This is a genomic window from Arthrobacter gandavensis (assembly GCF_039528575.1).
Taxonomy (GTDB): Bacteria; Actinomycetota; Actinomycetes; order Actinomycetales; family Micrococcaceae; genus Arthrobacter_B; species Arthrobacter_B citreus_B.
On the sequence record NZ_BAAALV010000010.1, the window covers coordinates 1 to 15,838 of the forward strand.

The window sequence follows — 15,838 nt, forward strand, 5'->3', positions numbered from 1 at the left end:
ACGATGAAATGCACCAAACCTTCAACTTCGCCTACCTCCACCACCCCTGGAACCCCCACGAACTACGCCGCATCATCACCACCAGCCTCGAAGCCTTCGACAAAGTCGGCGCCCCCACCACCTGGGTCCTCTCCAACCACGACGTCGTCCGCCACGTCTCCCGCTTCGGCCAGGCCGAGGGGCATACCCGGCCCGGCGATGGCCTGGGACCGGAGGACTTCCAGCCGGACCACGAACTGGGGCTGCGCCGTGCACGGGCAGCCACCGTCCTCATGCTCGCGCTCCCCGGCGGCGTCTACCTCTACCAGGGCGAAGAACTGGGCCTGCCGGACCACACCATGCTCGAACACGGCCACCGGCAGGATCCCACCTTCCACCGCACCGGTGGCGAGCGCCTGGGCCGGGACGGGTGCCGCGTTCCGCTTCCGTGGGTCGCCGATGCGCCGTCGTACGGGTTCAGCAGCACCGGAAAGAGCTGGCTGCCCCAGCCGGAACAGTGGCGGGAACTCGCACGGGACCTGCAGCAGCAGGATCCGGACTCAACCCTGCACGTCTACCGGGAAGCACTGGCCCTGCGCCGGGAACTGGACCTGGGCCACGGGTCCCTGGCCTGGTGGCCCGAGCATGACGGCAAGGGCGTTGTGTCGCTGGTCAACGGGAACGTCCTGGCCATGATGAACATGGGCTCGGAGCCCGTGGAACTGCCTGCCGGAGAGATCCTGGTGCGCAGCATTCCGGAGGCCGGCAGCAACGGTGTCCTGGCTCCGGACGCCGCCGTGTGGATTCGGCTAGCCTGAGCCAGTGGAACGCAGCGCCCGCGGGGCAGGTATTCGTGAAGTCGCCGCCAGGGCAGGAGTCTCTGCGGCGACAGTCTCCCGGGCGCTGAGCGGCAACGGCAGGGTCTCCGAGCAGACCCGCCGGAAGGTCCAGGCCGCAGCGGAGGAACTCGGGTTCGTCATCTCCTATAACGCGTCGTCGCTGGCCTCGGGCCGGAGCCGGAACATCGGAATCGTTCTTCCCACGGTTGGGCGTTGGTACTTCTCCCAGGTCCTGGAGGGCGCTGCGTCGGCGCTGATCGAGGCCGGCTATGACCTCACCCTGTACAACACGTCCGACGGCCCGGGCCACCGAGAAAGCGTGCTGAAGGAGATGCTTCAGCGCAAGAGGCTCGACGCCGTCATCACCGTGGCCCTGCGCCCCACCGAGGAAGAGCTGGAGCAGCTGCGCGAGGTAGGCAAGCCGATCGTTGCCATTGGCGGCCCGCTGCCGGACACCCCGACGGTACGGGTTGACGAGTTCAGCATTTCTGCCCTGGCCACCCGGCACCTCATCTCACTCGGCCACACCCGGATCGCCCACATCGGCGGCGGGGAGGAACTCGAACGCGATTTCCGGATGGGAAGCACCCGGCAGGACGGTTACCGCTCTGCCATGGCGGAAGCCGGCCTCACCCCCAGGCCACAGTGGCTGCGAAGCTCCGAATTCAGCGTTGCCGGCGGATTCGCTGCCGCCAAGGCGCTGCTGGCGGATCCGTCGGCCGGCGTCACCGGGATCTTCTGCGCCGCCGATGAAATCGCGGTGGGGGCAATCCTGGCTGCGCGGGAACTGGGCCTGCGCGTACCGGAGGATCTCTCCGTGATCGGCATTGACGGCCATGAGCTCTCGGCCGTTTTTGGCCTCACCACCATCAGCCAGGACCCGGCAGGACAGGGAGCCGCCGCCGTCGGCGCCGTGCTGTCCCTGCTGCGCAATGAGCCGGTTGACGGCGAACTGCTGCACGGCACCTACCCCACCGAGTTCCTTGTCCGGTCCAGCACTGCCGTGCCGCCCGGATTCCAGGGCCGGACCGCACCGTAGCTGTGCCTCGGCGGAACGGCTGGATAGGATGACAGGGCCGGGCCTGACCGGAACGGAACGGGGGATTGAGGAACATCCATGCTGGTGTTTTTGTGGGTAGCGGAAATCGTACTGGCCCTGCTGTACTTCGGCCTTGGAGCCATGCGCCTGGTCCAGCCCTATACCAAACTGGTCCGTGTCCTGCGGTGGCCCGCCGACTTCCCGGCCTGGGGCGTCAAACTGATTGGCGTGGCTGAAATCCTGGGTGCGCTGGGACTCCTGCTTCCGGCCGCCACCGATGTGGCTCCCGTCCTCACCCCGATCGCGGCCTGTGCCCTGGCCCTGATGATGGCAGGCGCCGTGGTGGTGCATCTGAGGCGCCGCGAACGCCAGCGGGTAGCCCTTCCCGCGATCCTGCTGGCGGTGAACGTCTTCGTGGCCATTGGCCGGTTCGGCCCCTACCCGGGATGAGTCCCTCCCAGAGTTCGAAGGCCGCAGGTCCGGCAGAGGCAGTCACCCGGTTGTACGGGCTGCTGCCGAGCGAGTTCACGGCCTCCCGCAACGCAGAGGCGGCGGCAGCCACCCGTGAGGGTCATGCCGATCTTGGCAAGCGCCTGAAGGCCCTGCCCAAACCGTCGGCTGCTGCCTGGCTGGCCAACATGCTTATCCGGGAAGAGGGGCCCGCGATCGCCAGTGTCCTTGCCCTCGGTGCGTCCCTCCGGGAAGCGCAGGCAGACCTCGACAGGGAAGAGCTGCGCAGGCTGAACTCCGAACGCCACCGCATGCTCAGGAGCCTGGCCCGGGATGCACGGGAGCTGGCCGAAAGGCTCGGCAACCCGGTAAGCGCTGCAGTGGCCGCCGAAGTGGAGCAGACTCTCTGGGCAGCCATGACGGACCCTGACGCGGCAGCGGCCCTGGCCTCCGGGCGGCTCGTGCGTGGGCTGGCAGCGAACGGCTGGGAGCCGGTGGACCTCGACGGCGCCGTCGCGGATCCGGAGTCTGCCTCCCCGCTGGTGTCCGCGGGCGCCAGGACCAGGCAACCCGGCGGCGCGGATGCCGGCAAGGCGCCGGCAAAGGGAACGCCGCGCCAGCAGCAGGCAGCCCGGGCAAAAGCCCGGGAGGAAGCGGAGCAGGAGCTGGCGAAGGCCAGCGAAGCCGCGAAACAGGCGGAACAGAAACTCGCGGAAGTCCAGTCCGAGGTTGACGGCCAGGCCTCATTCCGCGACGGCCTGACCGATGAGATTGATGACCTGCGGGAGCGGATCCGCGAGCTGGAGCGCGAAATCAGCGACCTCGACCGGCGGCGCGGAACCCTTGAGCGTGCCCGGGACAAGGCACGGCGTGAGGCGAGGGCGGCCCGCCGGGCGGTAGAGAAAGCGGAAGCGAAACTTGACTCGCTGCGCTGACGGCCCTCCTTTGCCCGAATCAGCCCTGGTAGGAGCGGAGCTGTTCCTGCAGGGCGCCCTCGCGCAGCAGCTGGAGACGCAGGCTGCGCGCAGTTGCCATATGTTTCCGGGCGATGGCCCGGGCTGCTTCGGAATCCTCCCTGTCGATCGCTGCCGCGAGTGCGGCATGTTCTTCCAAGGCGTCCTCCCAGCGCTGCCCCACTGAAAGGGTTGAATGCGGCGCGTGCACCAGATGGGTGGAAAGGCGCTCGAGCAGGTCCTGCAGCACGGGGTTGTGGGCGCAGGCCCACACTGCGGAATGGAACTCAAGGTTGGTTTTGATGCGGGTCTGGTCGTCCGGGTCCTGCAGGCTGCGGTCCCTTTCAAGCAGGGCTTCCAGCCGCATCTGGTCGGTAAAGCGGCGTGCCCTGGCTGCCTGTCCGGCAGCTTCTTCTTCCAGGAGGATCCGCATGTCATAGACCTGGATGACCTGCTGCGGGTCCACCTGGGGTACCTGCAGGCCGCGGGCGACCCGCTCCAGCAGGCGTTCCTGCTGCAGGCGGGACAGCGCCTCCCGGACCGGAGTCCGGGAGACGCCAAACCGCTCTGCGAGGTTCACCTCGCGCATGGGCGTTCCGGGAGGATGCAGCCCGGAGAGGATCTCCGACCTCAGGGCCAGGAAGATCGACTCGCCGTCCTTGCGGGAAGATGCCGGTTGGGCCACTGTGGGTTTTCCTTGCGCGAGAGCCGTTAGGGAAGGTCTACCGGCAACTTTACGCGAGCGCTCCGGCCCGCCGGCCGAAGACACATCCGGCTGCCAGGCCCGAGCCGCCGGGGTAGTTCGTGCTGAACAGGCCGCCGAGCATCTCCCCCGCGGCGAAGAGTCCGGGGATCGGTGCGCCGCTTTCGTCCAGGACGCGTCCGTGGGTGTCTCCCCGCACTCCCCCGAAGGTGAACGTGATGCCGCAGGTGACGCCAAAGGCGTAGAAGGGCCCGGTCTCGATGGGACTGGCCCAGTTGCTCTTGGGCGGCTGGGTCCGGGCAGCCCGGCCGTCCAGGACGTTCGGATCCAGCGGAACGGACCGGTCAATGGAGTTGTTGAACTCCGTGACGGTCTTTTCCAGCTTCTCCTGACTGATCCCGATCTTGGCAGCGAGTTCAGCGATGGTGTCCGCCGTTTCCACTGACACGCCGGGCATGTCGTACTCTTCCGTGCGCAGCATGGGGCGCAGGGTGGCATCGAAGATCTGGTAGGCGATTGACCCGGGCTGGCGGAGGATTTCCCGCCCATACTTGGCGTAGGTGTAATTCCGGAAGTCCGCGCCCTCGTCAAGGAAGCGTTCGCCGTCGCGGTTGACGATAATGCCCAGGGGGTAGCTCTGCCGGGTGAGGCGGTTGGTCAGCTCCCGGTTGGATTCGTTCAGCGGGGTGAAGGCATCCCACTGCACACTGTGGCAGGTATTCCAGTCCCCGCCGCGGGCAGCGCCGATTTCCAGCGCCGCCGTGATCATGTCTCCGGTATTGCACGGCGTGCCGCGGACCTTCGCGTTTTCCCAGCCCTCTCCGAGGAATTCCCGGCGCTTCTGCGGATCGGATTCGAATCCGCCCGCGGTGAGGATCACTGACTCGGCAGTGAAGGTGCGTTCCCCCTCGGGCGTCAGTGCCCGGACGCCGGTGACCGCACCGTCTTCGACGAGCAGTCCGGTGGCGGCGTGGCCGTAGCGCACGTCCACGCCCAGGCGGGCTGCCACCCGCGCGTGGTCGGCCATCATGCCCTCGCCGCCGCCCACGTTGCCCACGTGCAGTCCGCCCCAGAACAGGTAGCTGCCGTCGGGGCGCTCATACGCCTGGCGTTCGTACATCAGGCGGTACTTCAATCCCAGTCCGGTCAGCCAGCGCAGGGTGGACTGGCTCTCGGCGATGAGGACCTTGGTGAGTTCCGGGTCGTTCCGCCCCTCGGTGACCTTGGCCAGGTCGGAGGCATAGTCCTCGGCCGTGTATGGCGGGACTTCGGTTACGGCATGCCGTTCATCCTCTTCGATGAACCCGCTCAGGTCCTCCAGGCCCCCGTGGACAATCCGGGTTGCGCCCGCGGTGTAGAAGCTGTTGCCGCCGGAGAGTTCCTCAGTCCCCTTTTCCAGCAGGATCACTTTCCTCCCGCGTTCGGCGGCCGCGTGGGCTGCTGTGAAGCCGGCATTTCCGCCGCCGATCACCAAGACATCTGCGTCCAGCTGATTCTCGTGTGGCATGACCAAAACACTCTCTTTCGTCGTCGCTGCTGTGCTGTATACAAACTAGTCCATAAAAATACAATGCGGAAGAGATTCGAGATGTTTACGAATCAAGAAGGCGGACATAGCAGGCTCTTCCCTATATGGCTAGGGCTTTGAGCAGTCTTGCAGTGATGTGGATCACGGTATATACAGGTACTTCCCTTGTGTACAAAGGCAGCCAATGACCACCACGACGCTATTTGGAACAGGAACCATGAAGCTAAACCTGCGCTCCGGCGCCTTCGCCCTGGTTACGGCGCTGATCACAGTGCTTGCCCTGATCAACGCCGCATCATCCGGCGGAACCGCCACCGCCCGCAGCAAACTGACCCTGATTGCTCCCGCCGCGCCCGGCGGCGGCTGGGACGGATTTGCCCGTGAATCCCAGCAGGCCCTGCGGGGCAACGGAATCGTGAACAATCCGCAGGTGGTCAACGTTCCGGGCGCAGGCGGAACGATCGGCCTGAGCCAGTTCGTGCAGACGCCAGGGCGGGAAGATGCCCTGCTGGTCACTGGAGGCGTCATGATCGGTGCCATCGAACTGGCGGACAACCCGGAGTCCATGGCGGACGTGGTTCCCATCGCCAAACTGGCAGACGACTACGCCGCTCTGGTGGTCCCGGCGGACAGCGAGTTCCAGACACTGGATGATTTCCTGGCCGCCTGGATCCAGAACCCGGGCGGCACCTCGATTGGCGGGGGTTCCCTGGGCTCAATCGACCATCTGCTGAGCGGCCTGCTCGCGAAGGAAGTGGGACTGGACCCCAAACTGGTGAACTACGTGGCCTACTCCGGCGGCGGTGAGGCCCTGACCTCGCTGCTCTCGCACACAACGGCGGCGGGAATGTCCGGCTACAACGAAGTGGCTGACCAGATCGAGGCCGGATCACTGCGGGCGCTGGCCATTTCCTCTGAAGAGCGGCTCGACGGCGTGGACGTACCCACCTTCAAGGAACAGGGCGTGGACGTGGCCATGTCCAACTGGCGCGGCGTGGTTGCCGCCCCCGGCATCTCCGACGCCGCCCGGGCGGAGTTCACGGCCATCATCACCGAGATGCGCGAAACCGATGACTGGAAAGACACCCTGGCACGCAACAGCTGGACGGACAGCTTTGCCACCGGAGAAGAGCTCGAGGAGTTCATTGCCGGCGAAGTGGCCACCGCACGCGAGATCGTAAAGGACCTGGGACTATGAGCATCACCGGCAGCAGGCCAGAGGCCGGACATGACCACGGCACACCGCCCGACGCCGCGGAAGGCGGCCTGCTGCGCGGGCGCAGCGAGCTGCTGGTCGCCGTCGTGCTTTATGCCCTGGCCGTGTTCCTGACCGTCGGCACCCTCACCATGAACGTGCAGGGCACCGCAACACCGGGACCCCGTTTCTTCCCGGTACTGGTGTGCATCCTGCTCTACGGCGTCGCGACGGCCCTGACCATTTCAGTGCTGCGCAGCCCGACCGTTCCGGACACCCGCAAGCACCCCGACCGCGGCAACTTCTCCGATGACATGCTCCGCGACCTGGCCGGGCTTCCGGTGGACAAGTCGCAGGCAGCGCCGGCCGGCACCTGGCGAACCTATTCCGACTGGCGGACCGTGGGGCTGGTGCTCCTGGGCGTGGTGGTCTTCACCGCCGTGCTGAACATCCTGGGCTGGATCCTCAGCGCAGCCTTTCTCTTCTGGATCATTTGCTACGCGCTCGGCAGCAAACGTCCAGGCTTCGACGCCGGCGTGTCCCTGCTCTTCGCCTCGGCAATCCAGCTCGCTTTTAACGCCGGACTGGGCCTGAACCTGCCCTCCGGCTTCCTGGGAGGACTTCTCTAGATGGATCAGCTATCCCTGCTTTTCGACGGCTTCGGAGCCGCACTTACACCCATGAACCTGCTGTGGGTGCTGATCGGCGCGGTCCTTGGCACCGCGGTCGGCGTCCTGCCCGGCCTGGGCTCTGCCATGGCGGTGGCCCTGCTGCTCCCGGTCACGTTCTCCCTTGATCCCACCGCAGCCTTCATCATGTTCGCGGGCATCTACTTCGGCGGGCTTTTCGGCGATTCGACGGCCGGAATCCTGCTCAATACCCCCGGCAATTCCTCCGCGATCGCTTCCACCTTCGAAGGCCACAGGATGGCCAAGAACGGCCAGGCCGCAAAGGCACTGGCAACTGCGGCGATCGGTGCCTTCATCGGCGGCCTGATCGCCACCACCCTGGTGGTCTTCTTCGCCCCCACCCTGGTGAAACTCGCCACCGTCTTCGGACCCGCGGAGTATTTCGCACTGGCAGTGTTCGCGTTCCTGGCGATCTCCGCGGTGGTGTCAGAATCCGTAGTCCGCGGGCTGGCGGCCCTGGGCATCGGCCTGGCGCTGGCACTCGTGGGCATCGACGGTCCCAGCGGTACCGCGCGCTTCACCCTCGGCATGCCCCAGCTGTTTGACGGCATCTCCATCATCGTGATCACCGTCGGCCTGCTGGCGCTGGGCGAAGTGTTCCACATAGCCTCCCGCATCCACCGGGATCCGGCGGCTACCCAGATCAAGACCCGCGGCCGGGCGCGCATCAATCTCCGCGATGTGCGCCGGGCCATGCCCGCGTGGCTGCGCGGCACCGCGTTCGGCGCGCCGTTCGGGCTGATTCCCGCCGGCGGCGCCGAGGTACCCACCTTCCTTGCCTACGGCACGGAGAAGAAGCTCGCCGCCCGCCGCAAGGACCCGGAGTTCGGCACCACCGGCTCCATCAAGGGCCTCGCGGCTCCGGAAGCTGCCTCCAACGCCACGGCCGGAACCGCCATGGGCGCCCTGCTGGCCCTGGGGCTGCCCACCTCAGCAACCGCAGCGATCATGCTGGCCGCATTCCAGCAATACGGGATGCAGCCCGGACCGCTGCTGTTCGAGCGCAGCGGTGAACTGGTGTGGGCGCTGCTGGCCTCGCTGTTCATCGGGCTGGTGATCCTGCTGATCATCAACCTGCCCTTTGCCACCGTGTGGGCCAAGCTGCTGAACATTCCGCGGCACTACCTCTACGCCGGGATTACGGTGTTCTCGATGCTGGGCGTTTACGCCGTCAGCTCCTCGGTCCTTGACCTTTGGCTGCTCATCGCCATCGGGCTGGTCGGGTTCATGATGCGCCGCTTCAACATTCCCCTGGCCCCCGTGCTGATCGCCGTAATCCTTGGCCCGATGGCTGAGACCGAACTCCGCCGGGCCCTGGCCGTTTCCGAAGGCGACCTTGGCATCCTGGTGGGCAGCCCCATCACCGTTACCCTCTACCTGGTGCTGGCCATTGCCCTGGTTGTCTCCGGCATCCAGCACCTGCGTCACCGCCGCACCCGGAAGGACCCGGAGCGCGAGGCACAGCCCGTGGATGCCTGAGCCGCCTACACCGGGACGGGCGGGGCCAGCATCCCAAAGCGGCTGCTGATCCTGGCCAGGTCAATACCGTGGGCAGTGCCCGGGAACGTGCCTGCGTAGTCGCTGAGCCCGAGTACATCAAGGCGGCAGCCGGCGTCGTACAGCACGTCCACCAGGTTACCGAACCGCTGCCAGGCAAACGGAGCTTCGTGGGTGGTGTCCGGAACCCCGGATACCACCCAGTGGCGGTATTCGCCGGCCAGCGCCAGATAGTCCGACGCCGCTGACCGGGCCGCGCACAGGTCAGCGAAGGTAAACCAGACCTGGCCGTCCGCAGCCCGGGCCGCCTTCAGGGCCACCGACCCTGGGGCCAGCACTTCCGCTTCCTCCGGCTCCGGCGTCCGCAGTCCGGCCGCTGCAAGGGACCGCGCATCCGGACGGCGGAGATGGTGCCCCGCAGCGAAGCCGGACGTACCGCGGGGACGGGCAGACCGGTAATCCAGCGGGCCGTCCAGAGCCGCCACCTGCAGGCGGGTGGTGATCAGCTCGATCCCCGGCTCAAAGAGGTGGTGGAACATCGGATCCGGGAGCAGCTCGTGCGGCGCGTAGTTCGACGTCGCCACCAGCACGATCCCCCGCTCGTCCACCTGGCGGAGCAACCGCGTCACGAAGGCGGCATCCGCGGGTCCGTTAACGTGGAACTCGTCGAAGCAGAGCAGCCGGGCGTCCCCCAGCAGGGCGTCCAGCCCGGCGGCGAACGCAGACTGCTGGGCGAAACCCTTACGGCCGTATCCCTCGAAGGTCCGGGCATGCAGCTCGCGGAAGAAATCGTGGAAGTGCAGCCGGCGCTTTTCCGCGAGGGGAACAGATTCGTAGAAGGCATCCAGCAGCCAGGTTTTCCCGCGGCCCGGAGGCCCCCACAGGTACACCGAGCTGCCGGCTGCCCCGGAGGTGGCCGCGGCCCCGGCTCGGGCCAGCAGCGGAAGCACCGCCAGCTGCGCGGCGTCGAGCACCAGCCCCTGGGTCCCGGCCGCCCGCCGTACCGCTGAGGAAATGGATTCAACGTGCACGGAGGTCATACACCGGTTATACCGAGTCGCATCGGCGCCTCCAAATGCTCTGCTGTGGCAAGATTTCAGCGTCGGCACAGATGGCTGCCGTTACGTGTCAGGACAGCAGGCAAGGGATAAAGTGCAGCAGTTGTGGGCGGGCCTGGATTTTTGGACTGTCAGCCAGGCCACGGCCCTGGTCTCGGCGGTTTTTGGCATCTTCATCGTTGCGCGGGCGTGCTGGGACAACACGGTCCTGCCGGCCCTGACTGACCACTGCCTTGAGCTCACGGCCCGGCGCGCAGCCGAGCTGCGTCAGCCGGCAGAACAGCCGCACCGTTCAGCGGCGGCGGCAGGCAGGCGTATGGTCCGCACCCTCACCGACCCGCGGCTGATGCTTCCCTCCTCCGACGAGAGCGCCTGGGTGCGGAAACAAGGCCAGCGCAGGCATTCCAGGCCCTCCCCCGCGCAGCGCCGCCAAAGCGCTGAGGCATTGGCCGGGTTCCTGCGCCGGCCACACCTCGTTACGGAACAGGAGACGCTCCTGGCTAATGCGGTGGCCGGACTGGCACCGGCGATAAGCTCCGCTGCGGACTGGAACGAACTCCGCGCCGCCTCGCGGCAACACCTGCGGGCCGCGGTGCCGCTGCTGCGCAGGGGCGCGGCCCGGCGTTTTCTTTCCGTCTTCCTGCCGGCGATGGGACGCTACCTGGACTTCGTGGGCCGAGGCAGTGCCCTCGGACTAGCCGTGGGCGTAGTGGCTTCCGGCGGGCTCAACAGCGACAGCCCCCTGGTGGGTGTGCTCACCACCATCTGCGGTGTTGGCGGGGCCATCGTCTTCACCGCGACGGTGATTCGCTGCGATGCCAGGTCCTGGCCCGCTCCCCGATGGCAGGTACCGGAGCCGCTTCGCAGGATCTACCCGGAAGCTTCCTTCCTGCTCCGGCTGGTGCTCACCGTCGCTGCCGTCCTGGTGGCCGTCTCGATCCTGCGCCAGTAGCTCCCGGCTACCCCACACCGCCGAATTACGCCCAAGAAATTCGTGCTAATTATTCGCTGCCAACGGTGGTACGTTCGGAACTCGGGCACGATCCAATCCGGCACCAAGCACGGGAGGAACCATGACTGACCATGTAGCACCCGTATCAGACTGTTCGGTCCACAACTGCGATTTCAACCACGACGGCTGCACTGCCTACGCCATCACCGTGGGAGGCTCCCAGGACCATGCCAGCTGCGCCACGTTCATTGACACCTCCGCCACGGGCGGCCTCCCCAAGGTCCTTGCCACCGTTGGGGCGTGCCAGCGTGAAGAATGCCGCCACAACAACCACCTGATGTGCGACGCACACGATGTGCGGGTGGGCCCAGGCGCGGAGCTGGCCGACTGTCTCACCTACCAGCCGCGTTGACGGCCCGCGTCCGGGACTGCGCATGACCGCAGTCCTTCTTGCCTGGGATCCGGTTTGGCCGGAGGCATGGCAGCCCGACTACCGGGAGGCCGCCGCAATAGCAGCCGACGCCGGGTTCTTCCGTGCGGTTTGGGACGTCGCGCCAGCGGGGGACGGGCTGGAGCCGGGCTCGGATGCCTGGTTCATGGTTCCCGGCGAGCGCGCCGGCTTGGCCGGTCACGGCGTAGTAGTTTCCTCCCCCTACGGCATCGCGGACCGGCAGGGCTCGCCGGAGACCTGGGCCCGGCTGGTAGACATCGACATCGACGTCCTGCTGCCGCTGGACGAACTGATCCTCCTGCCGGATTTGCCGCAGGAAGTCTTCGCCGTGTGCCCCGAGGCCGGCGGCTCCGCCATCCTCAGCCATCCCGCCAGCGAGGGGCTGCGCCGCGCGTGGTCCCAGCACGATGCCGCGGAGACCTACGAAGGCCTGTTCCCGGGATCCCTTCCGCAGCCGGCCGTACGCTGGTCCCTTACCAGCCGCTGGGAGCACGACGCCGAGGCCCGGCGTATCTGCCTTGCCCACTACGGTCCGTCCTGTTCAGCCTGCGGGTTGGATCCCGAGGCGGTTTTCGGTCCTGACGGCACCGGCGTCCTGCAGGTCCATCACGTTGTCCCGCCCAGCCTTCTCTCGGACACATACGAGCTGGACCCGGTGACTGACCTGGTGCCCCTGTGCCCAACCTGCCACGCCGTGTCCCACCGCGGTTATCCCGATCCGTTCACCCCGGCTGAGCTGAGGCGCCTCCTGGCTTCCCGCGATGTGCCCCTGCACGGCTCCGTCCTCCAGGGCGCCCTTCCATCTGCGGACCAGCTGCGTGCGCAGGACGATGCCCGGAGACTGCTGGGCTTCCGGAGCAGACGGAGCGGCCCGGCCGACTAGACTCGGGAATCACCATGAGCATTCCGAACAACAGCTCCCGCCCGGTGCGCATTGACGCGTGGCTCTGGGCTATCCGTGCCTACAAGACCCGTTCCGCGGCAACGGCTGCCTGCCGGGCAGGCCACGTGAAGCTCAACGGCAACGCCGCAAAGGCCGCAGCTCCGGTCCAGCCGGGAGACACAGTCCGGGTCCGGCAGCCCGGGTTTGAGCGCATCCTGGAGGTCCGCGGGCTGATAGCGAAGCGGGTGGGCGCCGAAGCTGCGTCGCACTTCTTCACTGACCACACCCCCCAACGCCCTGCCGCTCCGGCCCTGGGTATTCCGCAGCGTGACCGCGGCACCGGGCGGCCAACAAAGAAGGACCGCCGCGAGCTGGAGCGGCTTCGGGGCGCGCGCTAGCAGCTGTTCGCCCTGGGACACGCCGGAACTCTAGAGGCGACGTGCCTCTTCCAGGCAGGAACGGCACAGGCGGCGCTGGCCTGCCGCGTCCCGGCCGCAGACCTGCAGGGCCGGGCGGTTGAACTCCCAGGTCCGCTGGACAACCTGGCACCAGGCGGAATGGAAGACGGTGCCCCGGCGAGTGACGTAGACCTGGCCTGGTCCCAGCGCCGGAGGAGCTGGGACGGCCCGGGCACGGCTGGCCAGGACCCAGCGGCTGACTGGTCCTGCGGATGCAGGTGTCAGGGCATCGGTGACGGGCTTCGTTCGCGTAAGTGTGTTGTAAGTCCCCATGCAGGAACCTTAGGGAACCGAGGGCCTGCATCCGCGAAAGATACGCGCATTTTTTGCTCAAGTTCCAGCGCGCCGCTGACTGAAAGGTCCACGGCAGCCTTATTGTTCAGCTCCCCTGCCCGCGTTCCCTGCCGGATTCCAGCTTCGGGAGCTATCCTGTCGGCATGCTGAAGAGGATAGCCCGCAGGATTGCTGCGACTGCACTGGTTCTTTTCGCCCTGGCTTCCGGACTGGTGGTCCTGGGTGTCTATTCCCTCCTCTCCTTTGCGTCCTGGGCGATCTTTGGCGCTGTGCCGCCGGCATACACCTTTGTCCTGGCCTTCGTCGTTCCCCCGGCCGGCATCGCGGCCCTGACCGGCCTGGGTGTAGCGGCCGGAAAGTCGGCGAGCGTGTTCAGGGCGCGGCGGAACCGGCGGTCCCGCGCCGCTGCGGCGGAGTCTTCCTGGGAGCTGGCCCAGAGCCGCAGGGATGCGGCGCTGGTCGCCTGGTCCCGGTACGAGACAGATGTTTCACTGCTCATCGAGTACCCCCTCATGACCGATTACAGCGACCCGGTCATCAGGGAAGTCATCGTGGCGATGCAGGGAATCCGCGAAGCGGAGCGTGGCGCGGACCCCGACCGGCTGCACGCCGCCGTCGACCGTTTCGAGGTGGCGCTGCGCACGGCCGAGAATTATGCCCGCCGCTGCGGACAGTCCAGGCTCACGGACGCCGAGCGAGGGAAGCTGGCGACAGCCCGATCAGCCCTTAATCTCCTGCTCGACGGCGGCGCGTCACCGGCCGAAGTCGAGGGGGCCTACCGGAGCCTGCGCCGCTCATTGAAGGGAATTATCGACCTGCCTGCCCAGGCGGCCGCAGACCTGGATGCCCGGGCCAGGGATGCCCGGCGCCTGGGCGCGCTTCGGATGGCCGGCTAGCGATTACTGCTGCAGGTCCCCGCCAGGACCAAACAGGTCTCCCCGAAAGACCGGTCGGGGAGTACGTTGTCACCCATGACGCCACAGCCAGCATCCCGTCCCGGAAGCAAAGGCGCCAAAGGCGCGGCCGCCGCGGAACACTGGGACCAGGTTCGCAGTGGGTTCGGGCTGTACACGGCCAGTGAACTCGCCGAGCGGCTCGATTTCGGCGGCACGGAAAATATGCGGGCCCGCAACCTCACCGGCAAGGCCCCGGTGCTGGCCATCGTGGAGAACGGAAGCGTGCTCTATCCCGGGTTCCAGTTCGACGAAAAACGAACCCGGATGTTTCCTGCGGTCAAGGACATCATCCGGATAGGACGTCTCGCCCGGTGGCGGGACGAGGAACTGGTCAGCTGGTTCTTCCGGCCCAATCCCCTGCTCTCCGGCAAACGTCCGGTGGACCTCCGCGAAGACGAGGAACAGCTGCTGCCGGCTGCGGAAAAAGACCTCGCCCGCTAGCCGCGGGGCACGGGAAGCTCTGCCGCAGCCACGAACGCCGTTGCGGAGCCGGGGTCGATTTCGGTGAGGCCGGCGTCAACAATCAACGGACCGGTGCCGGCGCACGAGCTCAGCTCCCGGAAGCGCGCTGCCCGGACTTCGGTGACTGCGGCGCCCGGGTTCGCCGCGAACGCGCCGGCCCGTTCCGGGCCGAGTTCCAAGTACCACGCCAGCAAGGCATGGGCCGCCTGGGCCGCAGCCTTGCCGGTGGACATCTCCAGTTCCTGGTTGAGGACAATGAGCGGACTCCCTGGCCGGGCAGGCACGGGGTCCCCTGCGGGAAGCTGGGTGCCTGAGACCTGCAGGGAGCGCAGCGCCCGCGGCATGTCTCCATAGCGCTGCGGTTCGAAGGCCGCTGCCTCCGCCGTGCCAATCGCAACGATTCCCGACGGCGCATCCGCCGTAAGTTTCGCGAAGGGTTTGGGACCGGCCCGGCGCACCGTCTTGGTGAAGCGTCCGGCTACCCAGTCCGCCCACGGTTCATCACTTTCCCTGCGGGCAAAGGCCAGGACACAGGCCACGGCAGCGGCAGCCACGGCGTCAGCGTGCGCAGCCGGGTTCTCCTTGTCCACGCGCAGGAGAATGGGCTGGACAGTATCGCTAAGTTCCACACCTCCACTTTCCCACGCCATCCGGGGGTGGCCGGCGGGGAGAGGGGTGATCCGCAGGGATACGATAAGCGGGTGACTGTTGAACAGGCCCTACTCGGCTTCACGGCCGTCGCCGTCCTGCTGACCATCATGCCGGGCCTGGACTCGGCCATGGTGCTGCGCTCGGCCATTAGCCAGGGCCCCCGGCATGCCGTCGCTACCGGAGTGGGCATCAATACCGGCGCCTTCGCCTGGGGGGCGGCAGCCGCCGTGGGTATTTCCGCACTGCTGACAGCGTCCGAAACGGCGTACACAGCAGTGAAACTGGCTGGCGCCGTCTACATGCTCTGGCTGGGTTCTTCCCTGCTGTGGAAGTCCTTCCGCCGCCGGCATGCGCCCGTACCGGTAGACGGCGTTCCGGCACCGCCGGGCGAGCGGCTGGCAGCCGCCTGGGCCAAAGGGCTGGGCACCAACCTGCTCAACCCCAAGGTGGGCGTGTTCTACATCGCCATGATTCCCCAGTTCATGCCTGCCGGAGTCTCTCCCCTGCTCATGGGCCTGGCCCTCGCCGGCATCCATGTGCTGTTGAGCGTTGTCTGGTTCGGGCTGATCATTTCGGCCGCTCATCTGGCCCGCAAGGCCCTGCAGGCTCCGCGGTCGGTGAAGATCACGGACCGGCTGACGGGGCTCGCCCTGCTGGGCTTCGGCACCTCCCTGGCCATAAAACACTAGTGCCGTCCCGGCGGTAACAAAACGGCATCGCACCCCCTATGTGCGTCTGACTAGGGCAGACGCCACCCAACGTCTCCTGCTAGGTCTGGTGGGACGGAGCAATGACGCTCCG

The 15,838-nt window shown here is 67.0% G+C and carries 19 protein-coding genes; 14 read left to right on the forward strand and 5 right to left on the reverse strand.

Annotated features, from left to right (window positions below; translation table 11 throughout):
• The 4 genes from ABFX29_RS16335 to ABFX29_RS16350 form a co-directional block, all read left to right on the forward strand.
• A partial coding sequence (locus ABFX29_RS16335; protein WP_346038509.1) for an alpha-amylase family glycosyl hydrolase occupies positions 1-797 on the forward strand: 797 nt, incomplete at its 5' end.
• A 4-nt stretch (positions 798-801) separates the two neighbouring features.
• Positions 802-1,857, forward strand: a complete 1,056-nt coding sequence (locus ABFX29_RS16340) for a LacI family DNA-binding transcriptional regulator (protein ID WP_152229480.1) — start codon at positions 802-804, stop codon at positions 1,855-1,857.
• Positions 1,858-1,935: 78 nt separating this feature from the next.
• The gene (locus ABFX29_RS16345) at positions 1,936-2,307 is read left to right on the forward strand and encodes a DoxX family protein (RefSeq protein WP_152229479.1); all 372 of its coding nucleotides are present in this window, start codon (positions 1,936-1,938) and stop codon (positions 2,305-2,307) included.
• The gene (locus tag ABFX29_RS16350) at positions 2,304-3,242 is read left to right on the forward strand and encodes a hypothetical protein (RefSeq protein ID WP_152229478.1); all 939 of its coding nucleotides are present in this window, start codon (positions 2,304-2,306) and stop codon (positions 3,240-3,242) included. The genes ABFX29_RS16345 and ABFX29_RS16350 overlap by 4 nt, the downstream gene beginning before the upstream one ends.
• 19 nt (positions 3,243-3,261) lie before the next feature.
• Here ABFX29_RS16350 and ABFX29_RS16355 read toward each other — a convergent pair whose 3' ends face one another.
• Positions 3,262-3,945, reverse strand: coding sequence for a GntR family transcriptional regulator (locus ABFX29_RS16355; protein ID WP_152229477.1), 684 nt, complete (start codon positions 3,943-3,945; stop codon positions 3,262-3,264).
• A gap of 49 nt (positions 3,946-3,994) precedes the next feature.
• Positions 3,995-5,470: an FAD-dependent tricarballylate dehydrogenase TcuA gene (gene tcuA, locus ABFX29_RS16360; protein ID WP_152229476.1), complete on the reverse strand. Its 1,476-nt coding sequence runs from the start codon at positions 5,468-5,470 to the stop codon at positions 3,995-3,997.
• A 238-nt stretch (positions 5,471-5,708) separates the two neighbouring features.
• Here tcuA and ABFX29_RS16365 point away from each other — a divergent pair, with 238 nt between their 5' ends.
• Genes ABFX29_RS16365 through ABFX29_RS16375 form a run of 3 tightly spaced genes read left to right on the forward strand, consistent with a single transcriptional unit; the run spans position 5,709 to position 8,854 of the window.
• The gene (locus ABFX29_RS16365; RefSeq protein ID WP_152229581.1) at positions 5,709-6,689 is read left to right on the forward strand and encodes a Bug family tripartite tricarboxylate transporter substrate binding protein; all 981 of its coding nucleotides are present in this window, start codon (positions 5,709-5,711) and stop codon (positions 6,687-6,689) included.
• A complete protein-coding gene (locus tag ABFX29_RS16370; protein WP_152229475.1) occupies positions 6,686-7,315 on the forward strand; it encodes a tripartite tricarboxylate transporter TctB family protein in 630 nt (209 codons plus the stop codon). Before ABFX29_RS16365 ends, ABFX29_RS16370 begins: the two co-directional genes overlap by 4 nt.
• Positions 7,316-8,854, forward strand: a complete 1,539-nt coding sequence (locus ABFX29_RS16375; protein ID WP_152229474.1) for a tripartite tricarboxylate transporter permease — start codon at positions 7,316-7,318, stop codon at positions 8,852-8,854. It begins immediately after the preceding gene.
• Between the two features lie 5 nt (positions 8,855-8,859).
• On the opposite strand, the gene zapE is transcribed toward ABFX29_RS16375, so the two are convergent.
• Positions 8,860-9,912 (reverse strand): cell division protein ZapE, encoded by a 1,053-nt coding sequence (zapE, locus tag ABFX29_RS16380; RefSeq protein ID WP_152229473.1) that lies wholly within the window; start codon positions 9,910-9,912, stop codon positions 8,860-8,862.
• A gap of 112 nt (positions 9,913-10,024) precedes the next feature.
• Between zapE and ABFX29_RS16385 the strand changes: the two genes are divergently transcribed.
• The 4 genes from ABFX29_RS16385 to ABFX29_RS16400 all read left to right on the forward strand — a co-directional run bounded on the left by ABFX29_RS16385 (position 10,025) and on the right by ABFX29_RS16400 (position 12,614).
• A complete protein-coding gene (locus ABFX29_RS16385; RefSeq protein WP_152229472.1) occupies positions 10,025-10,882 on the forward strand; it encodes a hypothetical protein in 858 nt (285 codons plus the stop codon).
• 121 nt (positions 10,883-11,003) lie between these two features.
• Positions 11,004-11,294, forward strand: a complete 291-nt coding sequence (locus ABFX29_RS16390) for a DUF1540 domain-containing protein (RefSeq protein WP_091607887.1) — start codon at positions 11,004-11,006, stop codon at positions 11,292-11,294.
• A 22-nt stretch (positions 11,295-11,316) separates the two neighbouring features.
• Complete coding sequence (locus ABFX29_RS16395; RefSeq protein ID WP_152229471.1) at positions 11,317-12,216, forward strand: HNH endonuclease; 900 nt, start codon at positions 11,317-11,319, stop codon at positions 12,214-12,216.
• Positions 12,217-12,230: 14 nt separating this feature from the next.
• On the forward strand, positions 12,231-12,614 hold the full coding sequence (locus tag ABFX29_RS16400) for an RNA-binding S4 domain-containing protein (protein WP_152229470.1): 384 nt from the start codon (positions 12,231-12,233) through the stop codon (positions 12,612-12,614).
• Positions 12,615-12,644: 30 nt separating this feature from the next.
• On the opposite strand, the gene ABFX29_RS16405 is transcribed toward ABFX29_RS16400, so the two are convergent.
• Positions 12,645-12,947, reverse strand: coding sequence for a hypothetical protein (locus ABFX29_RS16405; RefSeq protein ID WP_152229469.1), 303 nt, complete (start codon positions 12,945-12,947; stop codon positions 12,645-12,647).
• 164 nt (positions 12,948-13,111) lie between these two features.
• Here ABFX29_RS16405 and ABFX29_RS16410 point away from each other — a divergent pair, with 164 nt between their 5' ends.
• Both ABFX29_RS16410 and ABFX29_RS16415 read left to right on the forward strand, forming a co-directional pair.
• Complete coding sequence (locus ABFX29_RS16410) at positions 13,112-13,864, forward strand: hypothetical protein (RefSeq protein WP_152229468.1); 753 nt, start codon at positions 13,112-13,114, stop codon at positions 13,862-13,864.
• A gap of 75 nt (positions 13,865-13,939) precedes the next feature.
• Positions 13,940-14,365: a hypothetical protein gene (locus tag ABFX29_RS16415; RefSeq protein ID WP_152229467.1), complete on the forward strand. Its 426-nt coding sequence runs from the start codon at positions 13,940-13,942 to the stop codon at positions 14,363-14,365.
• Here ABFX29_RS16415 and ABFX29_RS16420 read toward each other — a convergent pair.
• Positions 14,362-15,015, reverse strand: coding sequence for a peptidyl-tRNA hydrolase (locus tag ABFX29_RS16420; RefSeq protein WP_246167751.1), 654 nt, complete (start codon positions 15,013-15,015; stop codon positions 14,362-14,364). The genes ABFX29_RS16415 and ABFX29_RS16420 overlap by 4 nt on opposite strands.
• A gap of 72 nt (positions 15,016-15,087) precedes the next feature.
• Between ABFX29_RS16420 and ABFX29_RS16425 the strand changes: the two genes are divergently transcribed.
• Positions 15,088-15,726 (forward strand): LysE family translocator, encoded by a 639-nt coding sequence (locus ABFX29_RS16425; protein WP_152229465.1) that lies wholly within the window; start codon positions 15,088-15,090, stop codon positions 15,724-15,726.
• Positions 15,727-15,838 lie beyond the last annotated feature (112 nt).